Origin of the sequence: Pseudomonas sp. NPDC089996, from assembly GCF_044748405.1 — a bacterium.
Classification (GTDB): domain Bacteria; phylum Pseudomonadota; class Gammaproteobacteria; order Pseudomonadales; family Pseudomonadaceae; genus Aquipseudomonas.
This window is the reverse complement of sequence record NZ_JBIVGA010000010.1, coordinates 143,891-160,514: the sequence shown is the minus strand read 5'-3', so window position 1 is coordinate 160,514 and position 16,624 is coordinate 143,891. Positions and strand designations below refer to the sequence as shown.

Sequence of the window (16,624 nt, the reverse complement as noted above, 5' to 3'; positions counted from 1 at the left end):
GCAGCTCCTTTCACGCCTGCACCAGCGGGCCGGGGTTCTTGATGTACTGCTCGATGATCGCCTTGGCCGTCCACAAGGCCAGGGCGCCGATGGTCACGGTGGGGTTGTAGCCGGCGTTGTTGGGGAACGACGAGGCGCCGAGCACGAACACGTTGTGCGCTGCCCAGCACTGTTGGTAGCGGTTCAGGGCGCTGGTGCGCGGGTCGGTGCCCATCACCACACCGCCATTGGTGTGCGAGGAATCGTTGGCGCGGAACGGTGTGTAGTGGTCGGCGGCGAAGTTGTAAGACTCGATGTGCTGGCCACCGACGGCCTGGGCGATCCGTTCGCATTGCTTGCGGATGAATTCGCCCGAGCGCTTGTCGTTGAGGTTGTAGTCGAAGGTCATGCGCATCAGTGGCCGACCGTAGTTGTCCTTGTAGGTCGGGTCGAGGTCGAAGTACATGTCCTCGTGGGCATAGCTGGTGCCCTGGCCCTGGATCATCGCCCAGTTCTGGTAGCTGTGCCGGAAGGCCTGCTTCCAGCCTTTGCCCCAGGTCGGCGCGCCTTTGGGCAGCACGCCGGCCATGCCGATCGGCAGGCCGCTGTTGGACAGCGACTGGATGCCCGCGCCGCCAATGAAACCCAGGCCGCTGTGGTCGAAGTTGTCGGCGTTGAAGTCGTCGATCTGGATGGCCAGGCAGCCGGTGTTGATAAACGGGTTGAGGTGTTCCTGCTCGAACCACAGGTAGGCGTAGGAGAGCGTCTGGAAACTGTAGTTGCGCCCGATCACGCCACGGCGGGTGCGTGGGTCGTAGGGTTCGCCGATGCCCGAAAGCAGCATCAGGCGCACGTTGTCGAGCTGGTAGGCGGCGACGATGACGATGTCGGCGGGCTGTTCACCCTGCATGCCGTGCTTGTCGATGTAGCTGACCCCGGTGGCGGTCTTGCCGTCGGCGGACTTGTTGATGTGCAACACTTCGGTTTCGGTCAGCAGTTCGAAACTCGGGTGGCGCATCAATACTGGCACCACGCAGGCGTTGGGGCTGCTCTTGGACCAGTTGCCGCAGCCGAACATCTGGCAGTAGCCGCAATAGGTGCAGGGCCCCATGCGCACACCCAGCGGGTTGACGTAGGCCTGGGAAATCGTGCCGGCGGGGACCGGGAAGGGGTGGTAGCCCAGCTCGGTGGTCGTGCGGGTGAAGATGTCGTTCCAGTGGCTGGGCACCAGCGGCGGGGTCGGGAATTCACGGCTGCGCGAACCCTCGAAAGGGTTGCCGCCGGGCATCACCTGGCCCTCGATCACCCCGGCCTTGCCGCTGGTGCCGGCGATGCGCTCGAAGCGGTCGTAGAAGGGTTCGAGTTCGGCGTAGGTCACGCCCCAGTCCTGCACCTGCAGGCCCGGCACCAGTTGCTGCTTGCCGTAACGCTCCACGGTTCTGCTGTAAGGCTCGAAGTCGAACGGGTTGAAACGCCAGGACGCGGCGGCCCAGTGGGTGCCGGCGCCGCCAACGTTGTTGCCGAGGGTCAGGTTGCTCCACTCGCGCACCGGCAGGGCCTGCTGACCGGCGTGGTTGCGCACGGTGTAGGTCTCCAGGCGCGGCGGCTGGAGGATTTCCTTGCGGGTCGCCCAGCGCAGTTCGTCGGTGTCCACCGAGGGCGGAAAGTCCGTGGCGGTGTCGCGCCAGGCGCCGCGCTCGATGGCCACCACCTTGAGCCCGGCCCGGGCCAGTTCCTCGGCGATGACCGAGCCGGACCAGCCCAGGCCGATCACCACCACGTCCGCTTTGGCTCTTGTCGTTTTCATCTGTATTCCTTGGGGCGCGCGCAGGCAGGGGCCGGCAGGGCCACGGGGCTGCCTCGCGCAAATGGGGGAAGGTGGCGGTTGGGCTCAGCCCGCCCGGTCGAGCAGGCTCACCGGTTCCAGGTCGAGCGGCAGGCCTTTCCTGTGCAGGTACGGGCGATAGTCGTAGCGGGCGCCGGGGAAGCCGATCAGCCGCCAGCCCACCATGTCGCGGTTGCCGCCATACATGGGGTCGGCCAGGTAGCCTTCGCGCACGTTCTGCAGCAGCAGGGCGAAGAAGTCGGCATCCAGGGGCGCGGTACCGGCTTCCATCGCGCGCAGCAGGGCATCCTGCTGTTCACCGGTCAGGCCGCTGAACGGCCGGGCGTGCTGCTGCTGGCAGTACTGACCGAGCCGCGCCAGGCCTTCGCGGTAGCGCTGCGCAGGCGTCAGCCTGAACTGCGGCCCTTGCTCGGGCGTGCCCTGCATGTATGGGCCGAGGCGGTAAGTGCTGGCGGCCTGGCCGTAGGGCCCGGCCAGTTGCCGGTCGAGAAACACCACGCAGCCGGCCTGGCTGGCGCTCATGCCCAGCTCGTCCTCGGGGATCAGGCGGTCGAAGATGGCCGCCACTTCCAGGGCTTCATCTGCGCTCAGGTAGGCGAGGGCGCCGGGTTTTGGCGGTTGGGGCAGGGCGTCGGCATGGGTGCCGATGGCCAACGGGCGGTCGCTGGCGAGCACGCCGGCACTGGCGCTGCCGATGGCGCCAAGGGCGCTGAGTTGAACGAGTGAGATCAGGGCTTCACGTCGATTCATGTCCATCATCCTCAGGACGTGCGTCGGCCAAGAGGCACTGGCGACGCGTGCGTTATTGTTATGGGGCCGGCCTTGTGGCTGGCGGGGCGAGTCTATGGGCGCAGCCGTGACTCGCGCCACGACTGTTTTGACGGGTTTCCTTCAAGATTGTCGCAGGCTACTCTTGCCCGACTTCAGCAACGGTGCATCCACGGGGTAGGGCGGGTATGGCTTCAGACGGCAAAGGGCAGGTGCGTGCGACAGTCACCTTGAGCGACGTGGCACGCCTGGCCGGCGTTGCACCGATGACGGTGTCGCGCTACCTCAACCAGCCGGAGACCGTGCGCGAACCGACCCGGCTCAAGGTGCGTCGGGCCATCGAGCAGACTGGCTACGTGCACAACCGCCTGGCCGGCGCGCTGAAGTCCAGCCGCACCCGGCTGGTGGCGGTGGTGGTGCCGATGGTCACCAACCCGATCTTTTCCGACACCTTCCAGGCCATCAACGAGCGCCTGGTCAAGGCCGGCTACCAGGTGCTGCTGGGCGTCTCGGGCTACCAGACCGAGCAGGAGCAGGAACTGCTGGAGGTGATCCTCAGCCGCCGCCCGGACGGCATCATCCTCACCGGTACCCTGCACACCAGTCTCAGCCGCAACCGCCTGCGCGCGGCAGGCGTGCCGGTGGTGGAAACCTGGGACCTGTCCGCCGAGCCGATCGACATGCTGGTCGGATTTTCCCACGAACAGGCCGGGCGCGAGGTGGCGCGGCAGCTGGTAGGCCAGGGCTACCGACGCTTCGCCTTGCTGGCCGTTGACGACCCGCGTGGCCTGCGCCGTGCCGACAGCTTCGTCCAGGCCCTGGCCGAGCAGGGCATCACCGACGTCCAGCGCCAGACCTGGCAGGGCCTGCCGTCCCTGGCCCAGGGGCGTGAAGGCCTGAGCATGCTGCTGGAGCAGTCTGCCGTCGACAGCGATGGCCCTAGCGCCGTGGTCTGCACCTCCGACACCATCGCCCAGGGCGTGCTGACCGAAGCAGCTGCCCGCGGCATCGCGGTGCCAGAGCAACTGGCGGTGATGGGCTTTGGTGACATGGCCTTTGCTGCGCACACCTTCCCGGCCTTGTCGACGGTGCGCATCGACGGCACCCTGATGGGCGATACCGCCGCCAGGCTGCTGCTGGAGCGCTTGGGCGGCGATGCGCAGTCACCCGCGACCGTTGATATCGGCTTCAGCCTGGTGCAGCGCGAGAGCACGCGAACGCTGGAAAGTTAGCGTTAACATTTTCACCCTTCAGAAAACTTTTTTCTAAATTCTCTTGTCCTGAGTTTTGCGATGCGCTAGGTTTTTTAGCGGAAATGGTAACGATACCATTTGTTGGAATGGACTCAGGACAAGAACAATGTCGAAGATCACCTGTGTTAGAACCCTGCGCCTGCCCGAACGCCCCAAGCTGCTCTGGCTGGAGATCGAAACCGATGAAGGCCTGATTGGCCTGGGCGAAACCTTCCGCGGTGCTGCCACCGTCGAGGCGGCCATCCACGAACTCATCGCCCCAGGGCTGATCGGCCGCGACTCACGGCAGATCGAAGCCATTTCCCTGGAACTCACCACGCCCTACGTGGGTTACCACAGCGCCAGCGCCGAAATCCGCGCCGCCAGCGCTGCGGACATCGCCCTGTGGGACCTCAAGGGCCAGCGCCACGGCATCCCCATCCATGAAGCGCTCGGCGGTGCCTGCCGCGAGCGCATCCGGGTGTACAACACCTGCGCCGGATACGAGTTCAACACCCAGCAGGGCGCCCGCCGCGAGATCAGCGCAAGCGACCGCGCCCAGGGCCCCTACGACGACCAACTGGCATTCAGCCGCGACGCCGGCGCCCTGGCCATCAGCCTGGTGGAGGAGGGCTACACGGCCATGAAGATCTGGCCGTTCGACCAGTTCGCTCGCCAGCCCGGGGCCAACACCATCAGCCTGGACGAAGTGCACAAGGGCTGCGAAGCGTTCCGCCAGATTCGCGCGGCGGTGGGCAACCGCATCGAGATCATGTGCGAGCTGCACAGCCTGTGGGACACCACGGCAGCCCTGCGCATCTGCCAGGCGCTGGAAGCTTTTGACGTGTACTGGGTGGAGGACCCGCTGTGCAAGATGGACGACGCCCAGGCCTTGGCCGACCTGCGCAAGCGCACGCGGGTGCCGATCTGCGCCAGCGAAACCCTGGGCGGCAGCACGGCCTATCGCGACCTGCTCAAGGCCGACAGCCTCGATTACCTGATGCTCGACCTGGTGTGGTGCGGCGGCTTCACCGAAGCGCGCAAGATCGCCGCGCTGGCCCAGGCCTACAACAAGCCGCTGGCGCCCCACGACTGCACGGGTCCGGTGGCGTTGTTCGCCGGGCTGCACCTGGGCCTGCATGCACCGACTGCAGTGTTGCAGGAGGTAGTCAGGGCGTCGCTGTCGACCTGGTACGGCGAACTGGTCACTGCACTGCCACAGATCGACTCAGGCTTCGCCTTGGCGCCACGAGGGCCGGGCCTGGGCACGGCGCTGCGGCCTGAAATCCGGCAACGTGCCGATGCCATCGTGCGTGAAACCCACTGCTGACTGATTGCTGCGCGGCGGCCTCACAGGCTGTTCGTGTTGGCAAACCGGTATCGAGAATACAATGAAAAAAATACATTCTCTGCGCCGCTTCATCGCCGAACACCGGCGCCATGAAGTCATTGCCCTGCTGTTCGTGATGATGATCATCAACCAGGGCGACCGCGCCACGCTGTCCATCGCCGGCGCCAGCTTGGCCGATGAAATGGGCTTGGGGCATGCCCAGATGGGCTGGCTGTTCTCGGCCTTCGCCTGGGCCTACATGCTCCTGCAACTGCCGGGAGGCCTGGCCATCGACCGCTTCGGCAGCATCCGTGTGCTGGGCTTGGCGATCGTCGCCTGGTCGGTGTTCACCGGGCTGATCGGCACCGTCGCGATGATGCCGGTGGGCCTGGCCTTCGTCGCCGTATTCGCCCTGCGATTTCTGGTCGGCGCTGCCGAGGCACCGTGCTTTCCGGCCAACAGCAAGATCGTCTCGATGTGGTTCCCCACGGCTGAACGTGGCACCGCGACGGCGATCTTCAATTCGTCCCAGTACTTCGCTGCGGTGGTGTTCACACCGTTGCTGGCGTGGGTCTCGACCCGCTGGGGCTGGCCGTGGGTGTTCTATGTGATGGGCGTGGCGGGCGTCGCCATGGGCGTGGTGTTCATCCGCCGCATCAAGGCGCCAGTCGAGCACCCGACGCTGACGGCGGTGGAGCTCGAGGCCATGCGCCTGGGCGGGGCCAGCCTGCGCGAGCACGCTAGCAGCCGGCCGTCAGGGCAGGGCTGGCGCGACACCTGGACGCGCGCCCGTGGCCTGCTGCGCCAGCGCATGTTCCTCGGTATCTACCTGGCGCAGTTCTGCATCAGCACGCTGACGTTCTTCTTCCTCACCTGGTTCCCGGTGTACCTGGTGCAGCAGCGCGGGCTGTCGCTGCTGGATGCCGGCCTGTTGGCGGCGGTGCCGGCGATCTGCGGCTTTGTGGGCGGGATTACCGGGGGCATGGCTTCGGACTGGATGTTGCGCAAGGGGATGTCGCTGACGTTGGCGCGCAAACTGCCGATCTTCATCGGCATGGCGCTGTCGATGAGCATGATCTTGTGCAACTACGTGGAAACCAACCTGCTGATCGTGCTGTTCATGGCCCTGGCGTTCTTCGGCAAGGGCGTGGGCGCGCTGGGCTGGGCGATCATCGCCGATGTCTCGCCCAAGGACAGCATCGGCATGAATGGCGCGATCTTCAACACCTTTGGCAGCCTGGCCGGCATCGTCACCCCGGTGGTGATCGGCTACATGGTGCAGTCGATGCACTCGTTCAACGGTGCCCTGGTGTATGTGGCGCTGAATGCCGTCGGTGCGTTCGTCAGCTACCTGCTCATCGTCGGCCCGCTGCAACGCCCCGACGACAGCTCGAACCCGCAAGACCGCGACCGGCCCGCGCCATCGCTCCAGCCTGCTACGGCGCGCTGACTTTATTACTGACAAGGACAATAACAATGAATACATCAGGACGTACCTCCCGCGCTTTGCGCATTGCCGGTTTTGCCCTCGGCCTGGCCTGCACCCCGCTGATACAGGCGCAGGACCTACCGCCCAGCGGCCAGCCGCTGACCGAGGTCGCCCGCCTGGACTGGCTGTGCAACGCCGTGGCACTGACTTCCGGCGGCCGTCTGTTCGTCGGCCTGCCGCGCTGGCCGGGCTTCGAGAAGACCCCGTCGATCGCCGAGGTGCTGCCCGACGGCAGTCTCAAACCGTTCCCGGGTGGCCAGTGGAATGCCTGGTCGCCGGGCAAGCCGAGCGCCGCAGCGCTGGTGAAGATCAACACCATCCATATCTTCGATGACGACACCCTGTGGGCCGTCGACCAGGGCGAGGATGCCGGGCCCAAGGGCATCAACCCTGGGCAGAAGATCCTGCAGTTCGACACCCGCGACGGCAAGCTGCTGCGCAGCATCAGCCTGCCCGCCAGCGTGCTGCCGGCCGGCGCCAACCTCAACGACCTGCGGCTGGACAGCGAGCATGCCTATGTGACCGATTCGGGCCTGGGCGCGATCATCGTCGTCAACCTGAAAACCGGTGAAGCCGTGCGCCGCCTGGCCGGGCATCCGTCGACGCAGATGGCGCCCGAAAGGCGGCCGATCGGTGAGAATGGCCAACCACTGCTGTTGGCCGATGGCAGCGATCACCAGGTGCATTCCGACCCGATCGAGATCAGCCCCGACGGCCAATGGCTGTACTACCAGCCGCTGAGCGGGCCGTTGTGGCGGGTGCCGACCGCAGCGTTGCGTGACACGCGGATCAGCGAGGCGGAGCTGGGCAAGCAGGTCGAGTTCGTTCATGACACCAGCCCGCTGACCGGCACTGCGATGGACAGTGCCGGCAACGTCTACCTGGGCGAGTATGACCGGCCGCGCGTGTCGGTGTATGCGCCGGACGGCACGCTGCGCGTGGTCGCCGAGGACCCGCGGCTGTGGAACCCGGATGCGATGATCATTTCCGACCAGCGCGAGCTTTATATCCCGGTGCCGCAGAGTGCACGCATGGCCTCCAACCGTGGCCCTGGCGGCCAGGATGCGATCTTGCGGCCATTCATGATCTACAAGGTGCAGCTGCCGGCAGCCCTGGGCGGGCGCGAGAAAGTCCCGGCCGTGGTCGGCAAGCCGCTGGCCACCGTCGCCCGCTGACCCACTTACCCCATCAACCCACTTGATGCACTTGCGAGCCCCTGCGGCTCGCGAGCAGGGCGCCCCTGCGCCCGCATTCAGCCAGCCCTGCGCAAGCACGCACAGGGCACCCACCCAGGAGATGTACCGATGAAAACAACAATGACCATCGCCGCCTTGTCCCTTGCCTTTGCCATGGCGACCTCTGCCCAGGCCGCCAGCCCGGCGCCGACGGTGGTGGCCCAGGAAAACCTGTCGACTGCCGCCGCCCAGCAGCTGGCGCAGCAGGCAACCGAGCTTGCCGCCAGCCGGGCCATGAAGATCTGCATCGCGGTCACCGATGCCGACGGCCACTTGCTGGCCTTCACCCGCATGCAGGGTGCCTATGCCGGCTGCGTCGAGGCCTCGATTGCCAAGGCCACCTCGGCCGCGCGCTTTGCCATCAACACCATCACGTTCTACGACCTGGCGCGCAAGGAGAACCTAGCCATCGGCACCATCCCCGGCATCCTGCCGGCAGTGGGCGGGGTGGTGGTCAAGCACGGCGGCAATGTGGTCGGCAGTGTTGGCGTCAGCGGTGCCACCGACTTGACCGAGCAGAAACTCGCCGAAGACGTGGCAGCGACCTTCCGCTGACGGCTGTGGCCCTCTGCGCGAATGCGTGGAGGGCTACCTGGATCGATTGAAAAGGAATTGCAGATGAACGTTCATTTCCGGCGCCTGCTCCTGGCTGGCCTCACCCTGCTTGCCGCGCCATGGGCCGCGGCAACTGAAACTACTGCCTTGCGTGGCACCACCCAGCTCTCCCTGGGCGGCGCGACAGCGCTGCTCGACAGCGCCGTGGCCAAGGCCCGCGCCGAAGGCACTCACCCGTGCATCGCGGTGACCGACACCAATGGTTACCTGCTGGCCTTCAAACGCATGGACGGCGCGGCCCCGGGGTGCATCGAAGCGGCGATCAAGAAGGCCAACTCGGCGGCGATCAACGACGTCGACACCGTGGTGTTCTACGACCTGGCGCGTCAGCAGAACCTGCAACTGGGCAGCATCCCCGGCATCTTGCCCGCCGTCGCCGGGGTGGTGATCCGTCAGCAGGGCCAGGCTGTCGGTGCCTTGGGCGTGGCCGGCGGTGCCAGCGATGACCAGGAGCAACGCATGGCCACGGAGCTTGCGCGTGCCTTCGAGAAAACCCTGCCTGTCAGCCACCCTTGAGCGAGGTTCGTGATGAACAGTCCTGTACGTTCCCTTGATGTGGTCGAGGGCGCCTATGCCAACGACTACGGTTTGCTCAAACCGTCGCGCATGCCCAACACGCTCAGCGTGGCGGGGCTGGCGGCGACTCTCATGGCCGCCCTCTATTGTGGCTGGGGCAACCATACGCTGCCTGATTTCGCCGCCTGGTCGAGCACGCTGTGGATGTGCGTCGCCTTGTTCAGTGCGGCGTTGATCACCCCCAGAACATTCGCCCCGGGCTTTCTGATGTCGTTGCTGCCGTTCCTGATCGCCTGGCGCGTGGCGGCGATGAACGATGCACTTGTCATGGTCTGGGTCGCGAGCATCGCCGCCGTGCCGTTGCTGCTGCAGTTCGCCGACTGCGTGCTCAGCGACCTGCGCCGTGATCGCAACAAGCCAGGGGCCTGGCTGGGGCTGCTGTTGTGGCAGGCGACGATCGTGCGCATGTACTTCGGCCTGAACGAGCTGTGCCACAGTTCCGAGAAGATCTTCGCCGGGCTGGGCTGGTTCCATCGGTTGGAGACGGGCTTCCAGGGTTTTGGCCTGGGCGAGGTCGCGGCGTACTTCGTGGTGCTGGGTGGGCTGATCGAGTTTGCCAGTGCCGTCAGCGTTGGGCTGGGATTGTTCGCACGGCTGGGGGCATTGGTGAGCCTGGTGTACTTCCTCGTGGCCACGGTCGGTTTCGGCGGGGAGTGGAGCCGAGGGTATGCCTGGGCCTCGGCGGGCGGGGGCGGCTGGGAGTACGTGATGCTGCTCATGGTGGTGTTTGCCGGCGTCATGGTGACCGGGGCCGGCAAGTTCTCGCTCGATGGCTGGCTGTTACGTCGGGGCTGGATGCCGCGCCAATTGAGGTGGTTGGCGTTCAATGAAACGGGTGCTCGCCACACTGGGTAGGAGAAGTACGCGGAGTAGGCGAAAGCTGCGCTGGCATGGCAGACTCCGCGTCTTTGGTTACTGGATGTTTCTAGGTGGACAAGATTGACCGTCGCCAAGGCATGGCTGATGTCGCCCAACTGGCCGGCGTCAGCCTGAGTACCGTCGATCGTGTGCTGAACGAGCGCGGCAGCGTTTCCGACAGCAAGCGTCGCAAGGTGCTGCAGGCAGCCCAGGCGCTGGGGCTCAAACGCCTGCTGCCGTCTGCGCTGCATGGCTTGCTGCGTTTCGATCTGCTGCTGGTGGACAGCGCCACCGACCATTACCGGCGCCTGGCAGCCGCCTTCGTCAAGCAGGCGCAGATGCACCGCTCGCGGCTGGTGCTGCAGCGCCACATCTGGCAGGAGCGTGAGCCGCAGCAATTGCTGGATCTCATCAACCAGCCCAGGGTGCCGCGCCAGGGGTTGATCGTGGTTGCCCAGGACACCCCGCAGGTGCGCGAAGCCCTCAGTGCGCAGGTCGCTGCCGGTGTGCCTGTGATACTGGTGACCAGCAGCCTGCCTGGGCTGGAGGGGGCAATATACGCCGGGATCGACAACCATGTCGCCGGCCGCGCCGCCGGGCGACTGATGAGCCAATGGGTTGCGCCCACGCAAAGCCGGGTATTGCTGGTGACCAACTCGTTGCTCTATCGCGCCCATCAGCAACGTGTGCAGGGCTTTCTCGACGTCATGGCCGAGCGGGCGCCGCAGGTCGAGGTGCTCGGCCCGGTGGAGTGCTTCGACGATAACCAGCTCAATGCCGCGAAGATCAGCGAGTACCTTGCCGAGGACGCAGGAGTGGTCGGACTGTACACCACCGGCAGCGGTTCCACCGGTGTGCACCAGGCGCTTTCAAGGCATGCCGGGCGGTTGGTCTGGATCAGCCATGAGGCTACAGCGCAGCATGCCGACATGCTGCGCGAAGGGCTGTTGTCGTTGGTGCTCGATCAGGACCCTGAAGGGCAGGCCGAAGCCGCCATCCAGCAGCTGCTGTACGCCAACGGTGACCTGGACGCACCGCCGCAGGTGTGGCCGCAGCTGCGTATGGTGATCGACGAAACCCTCCCGCCTGCCACGTGTTGACGCGATTTTGACGTAAACACGTCAACGCTTCGATGGCGCGGCGTTATGTCGCGCCATAGACTGGCCCCGCCGTGATCGGCAGGTTGCCAGGTTCACTCCCCAGTACACCGCGTTTTTCGTTCATCCGCCCAGATCCCCATCGCCCCCGACGAGCCCGTCCGTGCCCGCCGTGTGCCTTTGCGCGCCCGAAATTCCGCGACCTGCAGCACGGCTCCCCCGTGATTGTCGATAAGGAGAACTCCATGAAACGTAGGGACGCCTTGCGTTCAATGGGTGCGCTGTTCGCCGCCGCTGGCCTGGCCAAGGTCGGCGCGGTGGAACTCAAGTCGGTGCCGCCGGAAACCGGCCTCACCCGTGAAATGCTGCCATCGCCGGTGATGAGCGGCGGCCAGGGCAATGTGTTCAAGGGCCAGGCTCGCGCCACCCTGACTGCCGTGTTCGACCGCCTCATCCCCCAGGACGAGCTGGGTGCTTCGGCCAGCGAAGCCGGTTGCGTCGACTACCTCGATGCACAGATGAACGGCCCCTATGGCGAGTCCAAGGACCTGTACCTGGAACGCCCGCTGCAGGCCGACGAGTCTGCGCTGATGGGCCTGACCATCAGCCTGCGCACCCGCCGCGACTACACCTTGGCCGGCCTTGCGTTCATCGACCAGCACGCCCGCCAGCTGCACGGCCGCGCCTTCGCCGAGCTCGACGGCGAGCAGATGGACGCGATCCTGCGCCAGCTGGACGAAGGCCGCCTGGACTGGGAAGGCGCCGGCAGCGGCAGCCGTCTGTTCGAATTCCTGCTGCTCAGCGTGCGCGAAGGCTACTTCGCCGACCCGCTCTACGGCGGCAACCGCGGCATGGTCGGCTGGAAGCTGGTGGGCTTCCCCGGCGCTCGCTACGACTACCGCCAATACATCGACCGGCGCGGGCAGGACCTGGGCCTGGCGCCCATCAGCCTGATCCCGGTGAGCTGAGGCCAGAGGAAACCAACATGGCAATTACACGTAAAAAAGCTGACGTAGTCATCGTCGGCCTGGGTTGGGCTGGCTCGCTGATGGCCGAAGAACTGACCCGCGCCGGGCTGGAAGTGGTGGCGATCGACCGCGGCCCGTGGCTCGACACCTCAACCGACACACCGCCGGCCGTCGACCCCGACGAGCTGCGCTGGACCATCCGCCGCGAGCTGCTGCTGCAGCCGGGCGACTACACCCTGACGTTCCGCAACCACTCCGGCCAGACCGCGGTGCCGACCCGCGAGCTGAAAGCCTTCCAGATGGGCAAGTCGGTGGGCGGTGCGGGCTTCCATTGGGCCGGCATGGCCTGGCGATTCTCCGAGTGGGACTTCCGTGTGCGCTCGGCCACCCTGGAGCGCTACGGCGCCAGCAAGCTCAAGGGCCTGGAACAGGTACAGGACTGGGGCATTACCTACGCGGATCTGGAGCCGTTCTACGATCGCTTCGAACGCATCGCCGGCATCTCCGGCATTGCCGGCAACCTCAACGGTGAGATCCGCCCCGGCGGCAACCCGTTCGAAGGCCCGCGCACCCGCGAATTCCCGACGCCTGCGCTGAAAGACTCGCGGCTGATGCAGATGTACCGCGACAGCACCGCGCAGATGGGCCTGCACCCGTTCTACATCCCGGTAGCCCACGTTGGCGCGGCCTACGTCAACCCACTGGGCGTGAGCATGGCGCCGTGCACCTACTGCGGCTACTGCATGTTCCATGGCTGCGGCAACTACTCCAAGTCTTCGCCCCAGGCCTGCGTGATCCCAGCGCTGATGCGGCGCAAGAACTTCACCCTGATCACCCAGGGTTACGTGACGAAAATCCACAAGGCCGAAGACGGCAAGACCGCCACCGGCGTCAGCTACTTCGACGAGCAGGGCCGCGAGGTAATCCAGCCTGCCGATATCGTCGCACTGTGCTCGTTCACCTACGATAATGCGCGTCTGATGCTGCTCAGCGACATCGGCAAGCAGTATGACCCGGTCAGCCAGACCGGTACCATCGGCCGCGCCTACAACTACCAGACTTGCGCAGGCGCCCACGTGTGGTTCGAGGACGAGACCCTCAACCCATTCATTGGTGCAGGCGGCCTGGGCATCCAGGTGGACGACTACAACGGCGACAACTTCGACCACAGCCAGCTCGACTTCATCGGCGGTGCCGGCTTGCTTACCGTGTCCCGTGAGGGCATGCCGATCGGCCGGGCAGGGCTGTTGCCGCCGGGCAGCCCGCGTTGGGGCAAGGGTTTCAAGCAGACCTACAAGGACAACTACCAGAACTACGGGATCATCTTCGGCCAGGGCACTTCAATGCCGGCCCGCGATGCCTACCTGTCGCTGGACCCCAATTACAAGGACCGCTGGGGCACGCCGCTGCTGCGCATGACCTTCGACTGGAACCAGAACGACCGCAACATGGCCCGTTTCATCGAGCAACGCGCTGTGGACATTGGCAAGAAGATGGGCGCCAAGCACGTGCACACCTTCAATTCGGCCGCCAAGGCGTGGAGCCCGTACGACGAGAACTCCAACCACACCCAGGGCGGCATGGTCATGGGCGAAGACCCGCGCACCAGTGCGGTCAACACCTACCTGCAGAGCTGGGACGCGCACAACGTGTTCGTGGTCGGCGCCTCGGCGTTCCCCACCAACGCCGGCTACAACCCCACCAGCACCGTGGGCGCCTTGGCCATCCGTACGGCGCGGGCGATCCATGAGAAGTACCAGCACAACCCCGGTTCCCTGGTGTGAGGCCTGCCATGATCAACAAGAAAACCGCCCTGATTGGCGGCGGCGTGGTGGCCCTGGCCGGCGCCGTGATGCTCGGCCTGGTGATCCAGGCCAACTCCACCGCGCGCTCGCAGGTGGCCGATGACAGTGTGCGCCTGAGCGACTTCAAGTCCACCGACGCGGCACTGATCAAGCAGGGCGAGTATGTGATGCGCGGCGCCGACTGCGCGGCCTGTCACACGGCCAAAAGCGGCGACTTTGCCGGTGGCTACGTGATCGGCACGCCGTTCGGTGACATCCAGTCGTCGAACATCACCCCCGATCGTGAAACCGGCATCGGCAATTACACCCAGCGCGACTTCTTCAATGCCGTGCGTCAAGGACAGGGCCGCCATGGCCTGTTGTTCCCGGCCATGCCGTACACCGACTACACGCGCATGAGCGATGACGACCTGCGCGCGCTGTGGGCGTTCTTCAGCACGCTTGAACCCAAGGCGCACAAGGTCGACGAACTGGCCGGCATGAACTTCCCGTTCAACCAGCGCCTGCTGATGGCGGGCTGGAACTGGATGTTCTTCGACAACACGTCGTATGCCCCGGACCCAGCGCAAAGCCCCGAGTGGAACCGTGGCCGCTACCTGGTCGATGGCGCCGGCCACTGCGCCGCCTGCCACAGCCCGCGCAACGTCCTGGGCGGGCCCATCGCTGCCCAGGCGCTGCAAGGTGGCCTGGTCGGCACCTGGTTCGCGCCGAACATCACCAACGACCCGCACCAGGGCCTGGGCGACAGCAGTGTCGAGCAGATCGTCGACTACCTGAAGACCGGCAGCGATGGCGTTGCCGTGGCCAGCGGGCCGATGGCCGAAGCGATCGAGAACTCCACCCAGCACCTGACCGACCAGGACCTGCGCGCCATTGCGGTGTACCTCAAATCGTTGCCCGGCAACCCGCAGCCAGCACCGGCCGCGCTGGCCGGTAGCGATGCCCGTATGCAGCGGGGCGGCCAGGGTTACGAGGTGCATTGTTCGGCCTGCCACGGCACGGCGGGCGAGGGTGTGAGCCACATGATCACCGGCTTTGCCGGCAACAAGGCGATCCTTGCGGACAACACCGACACGTTGACCAGCGTGGTGCTGGGCGGAGCGCGGGCGGTGCATACCCATACCTATGTCACCGGTGCGGGGATGCCGGCGTTCGACTGGAAGCTCAGCGACGCCGAGATTGCCGACATCCTGACCTTTGCGCGCAACAGCTGGGGCAACAGTGCGCCGGCGGTGACGGCGGAGGAGGTGGCGAAGATGCGCAAGCAGCTCGACTTGCCGCAGCAGATGCGCGCCAGCGTTCAGTAATCAACCTGTCCCGGCCTCTTCGCGGGCAAGCCCGCTCCCACAGGTACTGCACCGGCCTCAAGGCTGTGGAGGTCCCTGTGGGAGCTGGCTTCCACAGGTACTGCACCGGCTTTGAGGCTATGGAGATCCCTGTGGGAGCGGGCTTGAACGCGAAAGGGCCGGAACAGCCAACATCAATAACAAAGAGAACCCCATGCTTACCTTCAAACATCGGGCCTTGCTCGCCGCCATGGTTTGCACCTCAACGGCCCACGCCGCCGACCCTTTCGATAGCAATTCCCCTTGGGCCTTGGGCGACTGGAACGGCACCCGCAGCACCCTGGCTGAACAAGGCATCGACTTCGAGTTCGCCTACGTCGGCGAAATCGGCGCCAACCTCGGCGGCGGCTACAACAACGACCGCAGCGCCAGCTACAGCGACCAGTACTCGCTCGGCGCCCGCTTCGACCTGCAGAAGCTGCTCGGCTGGCACGACGCCCGCTTCCAGCTGACCGTGGCTGATCGCAACGGCGACAACATCTCCAACGACCGCGTCGGTGACCCGCGCGTCGGCACCCTGAGCTCGTCCCAGGAAGTCTGGGGGCGTGGCTCGCACTGGCGCATGACCCAGCTGTACTACCAGCAGGCGTTCTTCGACCGGCGGCTGGACATCAAGGCTGGCCGCTTCGGCGAAGGCGAGGACTTCAACAGCTTTGACTGCAACTTCCAGAACCTGACCTTCTGCGGCTCGCAGGTCGGCAACTGGGGTGGCATCTGGTACAACTGGCCGATCACCCAATGGGCTCTGCGGGTCAAGTACCAGCTCACCCCTGAGCTGTTCGCGCAAATCGGTGCGTACGAACAGAACCCGTCCAACACCCAGAACGACAACGGCTTCAAGCTCAGTGGCAGCGGCACCGAAGGCGCGGTACTGCCTGTCGAACTGGTCTGGCAGCCGCGTATCGACGGCCTGCCGGGTGAGTACCGCGCCGGCTATTACTACAGCACCTCCGATTCCAAAGACGTGCTCAAGGACAGCAACGGTCAGCCGGCCGTGATCAGTGGCGCGGCTTACCGCAGTGCCTCGAGCAAGCACGGGCTGTGGCTGGGTGCAATGCAGCAGGTCACTCGCCAGGCAAGCGACGCGTCACGCGGATTGAGCCTGTTCGCCATGGCCACGGTGCATGACAAGAAGACCAGCAAGGTCGACCACTATGTGTCGGTCGGCGCGGTGTACAAGGGGCTGTTCGCGGCGCGGCCGCAGGATGACATCGGCCTGGCGGTTTCCGAGGTGCATGTGAACCCGGCGTACCGCAAGAATGCCGCACTGACCAATTTGGCCAATGCTATCGAGGACTACGATGACCCGGCTTACCTGCCGGTACAGCAAACCGAGTACAACGCCGAGCTCAACTACGGTATTCACCTGGCCGACTGGCTGACGGTGCGGCCGAACCTGCAATTCGTCCGACACCCAGGCGGGGTGAAGCAGGTGGACGATGCCTGGGTCGGAGGGTTGAAGGTACAGGCGACATTCTGA

The 16,624-nt window shown here is 65.5% G+C and carries 14 protein-coding genes; 12 read left to right on the top strand and 2 right to left on the bottom strand.

The genetic code is table 11. The annotated features are described in order from the left end of the window. Positions 1 to 10: 10 nt before the first annotated feature. Complete coding sequence (locus tag ACIPW4_RS18770) at positions 11 to 1,786, bottom strand: GMC family oxidoreductase (protein WP_400660466.1); 1,776 nt, start codon at positions 1,784 to 1,786, stop codon at positions 11 to 13. 84 nt (positions 1,787 to 1,870) lie between these two features. Next, entirely contained in the window at positions 1,871 to 2,575 is a 705-nt protein-coding gene (locus ACIPW4_RS18765; RefSeq protein WP_400660464.1) for a gluconate 2-dehydrogenase subunit 3 family protein, read from the bottom strand. Positions 2,576 to 2,781: 206 nt separating this feature from the next. Between ACIPW4_RS18765 and ACIPW4_RS18760 the strand changes: the two genes are divergently transcribed. The 12 genes from ACIPW4_RS18760 (at position 2,782) to ACIPW4_RS18705 (ending at position 16,624) form a co-directional block, all read left to right on the top strand. Beyond that, complete coding sequence (locus ACIPW4_RS18760; protein ID WP_400660462.1) at positions 2,782 to 3,825, top strand: LacI family DNA-binding transcriptional regulator; 1,044 nt, start codon at positions 2,782 to 2,784, stop codon at positions 3,823 to 3,825. A gap of 127 nt (positions 3,826 to 3,952) precedes the next feature. Next, complete coding sequence (locus ACIPW4_RS18755) at positions 3,953 to 5,155, top strand: mandelate racemase/muconate lactonizing enzyme family protein (protein WP_400660461.1); 1,203 nt, start codon at positions 3,953 to 3,955, stop codon at positions 5,153 to 5,155. A gap of 61 nt (positions 5,156 to 5,216) precedes the next feature. Continuing rightward, positions 5,217 to 6,605, top strand: coding sequence for an MFS transporter (locus tag ACIPW4_RS18750; RefSeq protein WP_400660459.1), 1,389 nt, complete (start codon positions 5,217 to 5,219; stop codon positions 6,603 to 6,605). Between the two features lie 26 nt (positions 6,606 to 6,631). Beyond that, the gene (locus ACIPW4_RS18745) at positions 6,632 to 7,819 is read left to right on the top strand and encodes an L-dopachrome tautomerase-related protein (protein WP_400660457.1); all 1,188 of its coding nucleotides are present in this window, start codon (positions 6,632 to 6,634) and stop codon (positions 7,817 to 7,819) included. Positions 7,820 to 7,948: 129 nt separating this feature from the next. Continuing rightward, positions 7,949 to 8,434, top strand: coding sequence for a heme-binding protein (locus tag ACIPW4_RS18740; RefSeq protein ID WP_400660455.1), 486 nt, complete (start codon positions 7,949 to 7,951; stop codon positions 8,432 to 8,434). A 63-nt stretch (positions 8,435 to 8,497) separates the two neighbouring features. Then, entirely contained in the window at positions 8,498 to 9,010 is a 513-nt protein-coding gene (locus ACIPW4_RS18735) for a heme-binding protein (RefSeq protein ID WP_400660454.1), read from the top strand. A 12-nt stretch (positions 9,011 to 9,022) separates the two neighbouring features. After that, positions 9,023 to 9,925, top strand: a complete 903-nt coding sequence (locus ACIPW4_RS18730; RefSeq protein ID WP_400660452.1) for a DoxX family protein — start codon at positions 9,023 to 9,025, stop codon at positions 9,923 to 9,925. 74 nt (positions 9,926 to 9,999) lie between these two features. Next, positions 10,000 to 11,028 (top strand): LacI family DNA-binding transcriptional regulator, encoded by a 1,029-nt coding sequence (locus tag ACIPW4_RS18725; RefSeq protein WP_400660450.1) that lies wholly within the window; start codon positions 10,000 to 10,002, stop codon positions 11,026 to 11,028. Between the two features lie 242 nt (positions 11,029 to 11,270). Further along, positions 11,271 to 11,993 carry a gluconate 2-dehydrogenase subunit 3 family protein gene (locus ACIPW4_RS18720; RefSeq protein WP_400660448.1) on the top strand — a complete coding sequence of 241 codons (723 nt, stop codon included), beginning with the start codon at positions 11,271 to 11,273 and terminating at the stop codon, positions 11,991 to 11,993. 17 nt (positions 11,994 to 12,010) lie between these two features. After that, on the top strand, positions 12,011 to 13,777 hold the full coding sequence (locus ACIPW4_RS18715) for a GMC family oxidoreductase (RefSeq protein WP_400660446.1): 1,767 nt from the start codon (positions 12,011 to 12,013) through the stop codon (positions 13,775 to 13,777). Between the two features lie 8 nt (positions 13,778 to 13,785). Next, positions 13,786 to 15,105, top strand: coding sequence for a c-type cytochrome (locus ACIPW4_RS18710; protein ID WP_400660444.1), 1,320 nt, complete (start codon positions 13,786 to 13,788; stop codon positions 15,103 to 15,105). A gap of 193 nt (positions 15,106 to 15,298) precedes the next feature. After that, the gene (locus ACIPW4_RS18705) at positions 15,299 to 16,624 is read left to right on the top strand and encodes a carbohydrate porin (RefSeq protein ID WP_400660442.1); all 1,326 of its coding nucleotides are present in this window, start codon (positions 15,299 to 15,301) and stop codon (positions 16,622 to 16,624) included.

What these genes read in the sequence shown, in the direction of transcription:
- ACIPW4_RS18770 (WP_400660466.1), bottom strand. Translation starts at nt 1,786, where the DNA reads ATGAAAACGACAAGAGCCAAAGCGGACGTGGTGGTGATCGGCCTGGGC.
- ACIPW4_RS18765 (WP_400660464.1), bottom strand. Translation starts at nt 2,575, where the DNA reads ATGAATCGACGTGAAGCCCTGATCTCACTCGTTCAACTCAGCGCCCTT.
- ACIPW4_RS18760 (WP_400660462.1), top strand. Translation starts at nt 2,782, where the DNA reads ATGGCTTCAGACGGCAAAGGGCAGGTGCGTGCGACAGTCACCTTGAGC.
- ACIPW4_RS18755 (WP_400660461.1), top strand. Translation starts at nt 3,953, where the DNA reads ATGTCGAAGATCACCTGTGTTAGAACCCTGCGCCTGCCCGAACGCCCC.
- ACIPW4_RS18750 (WP_400660459.1), top strand. Translation starts at nt 5,217, where the DNA reads ATGAAAAAAATACATTCTCTGCGCCGCTTCATCGCCGAACACCGGCGC.
- ACIPW4_RS18745 (WP_400660457.1), top strand. Translation starts at nt 6,632, where the DNA reads ATGAATACATCAGGACGTACCTCCCGCGCTTTGCGCATTGCCGGTTTT.
- ACIPW4_RS18740 (WP_400660455.1), top strand. Translation starts at nt 7,949, where the DNA reads ATGAAAACAACAATGACCATCGCCGCCTTGTCCCTTGCCTTTGCCATG.
- ACIPW4_RS18735 (WP_400660454.1), top strand. Translation starts at nt 8,498, where the DNA reads ATGAACGTTCATTTCCGGCGCCTGCTCCTGGCTGGCCTCACCCTGCTT.
- ACIPW4_RS18730 (WP_400660452.1), top strand. Translation starts at nt 9,023, where the DNA reads ATGAACAGTCCTGTACGTTCCCTTGATGTGGTCGAGGGCGCCTATGCC.
- ACIPW4_RS18720 (WP_400660448.1), top strand. Translation starts at nt 11,271, where the DNA reads ATGAAACGTAGGGACGCCTTGCGTTCAATGGGTGCGCTGTTCGCCGCC.
- ACIPW4_RS18715 (WP_400660446.1), top strand. Translation starts at nt 12,011, where the DNA reads ATGGCAATTACACGTAAAAAAGCTGACGTAGTCATCGTCGGCCTGGGT.
- ACIPW4_RS18710 (WP_400660444.1), top strand. Translation starts at nt 13,786, where the DNA reads ATGATCAACAAGAAAACCGCCCTGATTGGCGGCGGCGTGGTGGCCCTG.
- ACIPW4_RS18705 (WP_400660442.1), top strand. Translation starts at nt 15,299, where the DNA reads ATGCTTACCTTCAAACATCGGGCCTTGCTCGCCGCCATGGTTTGCACC.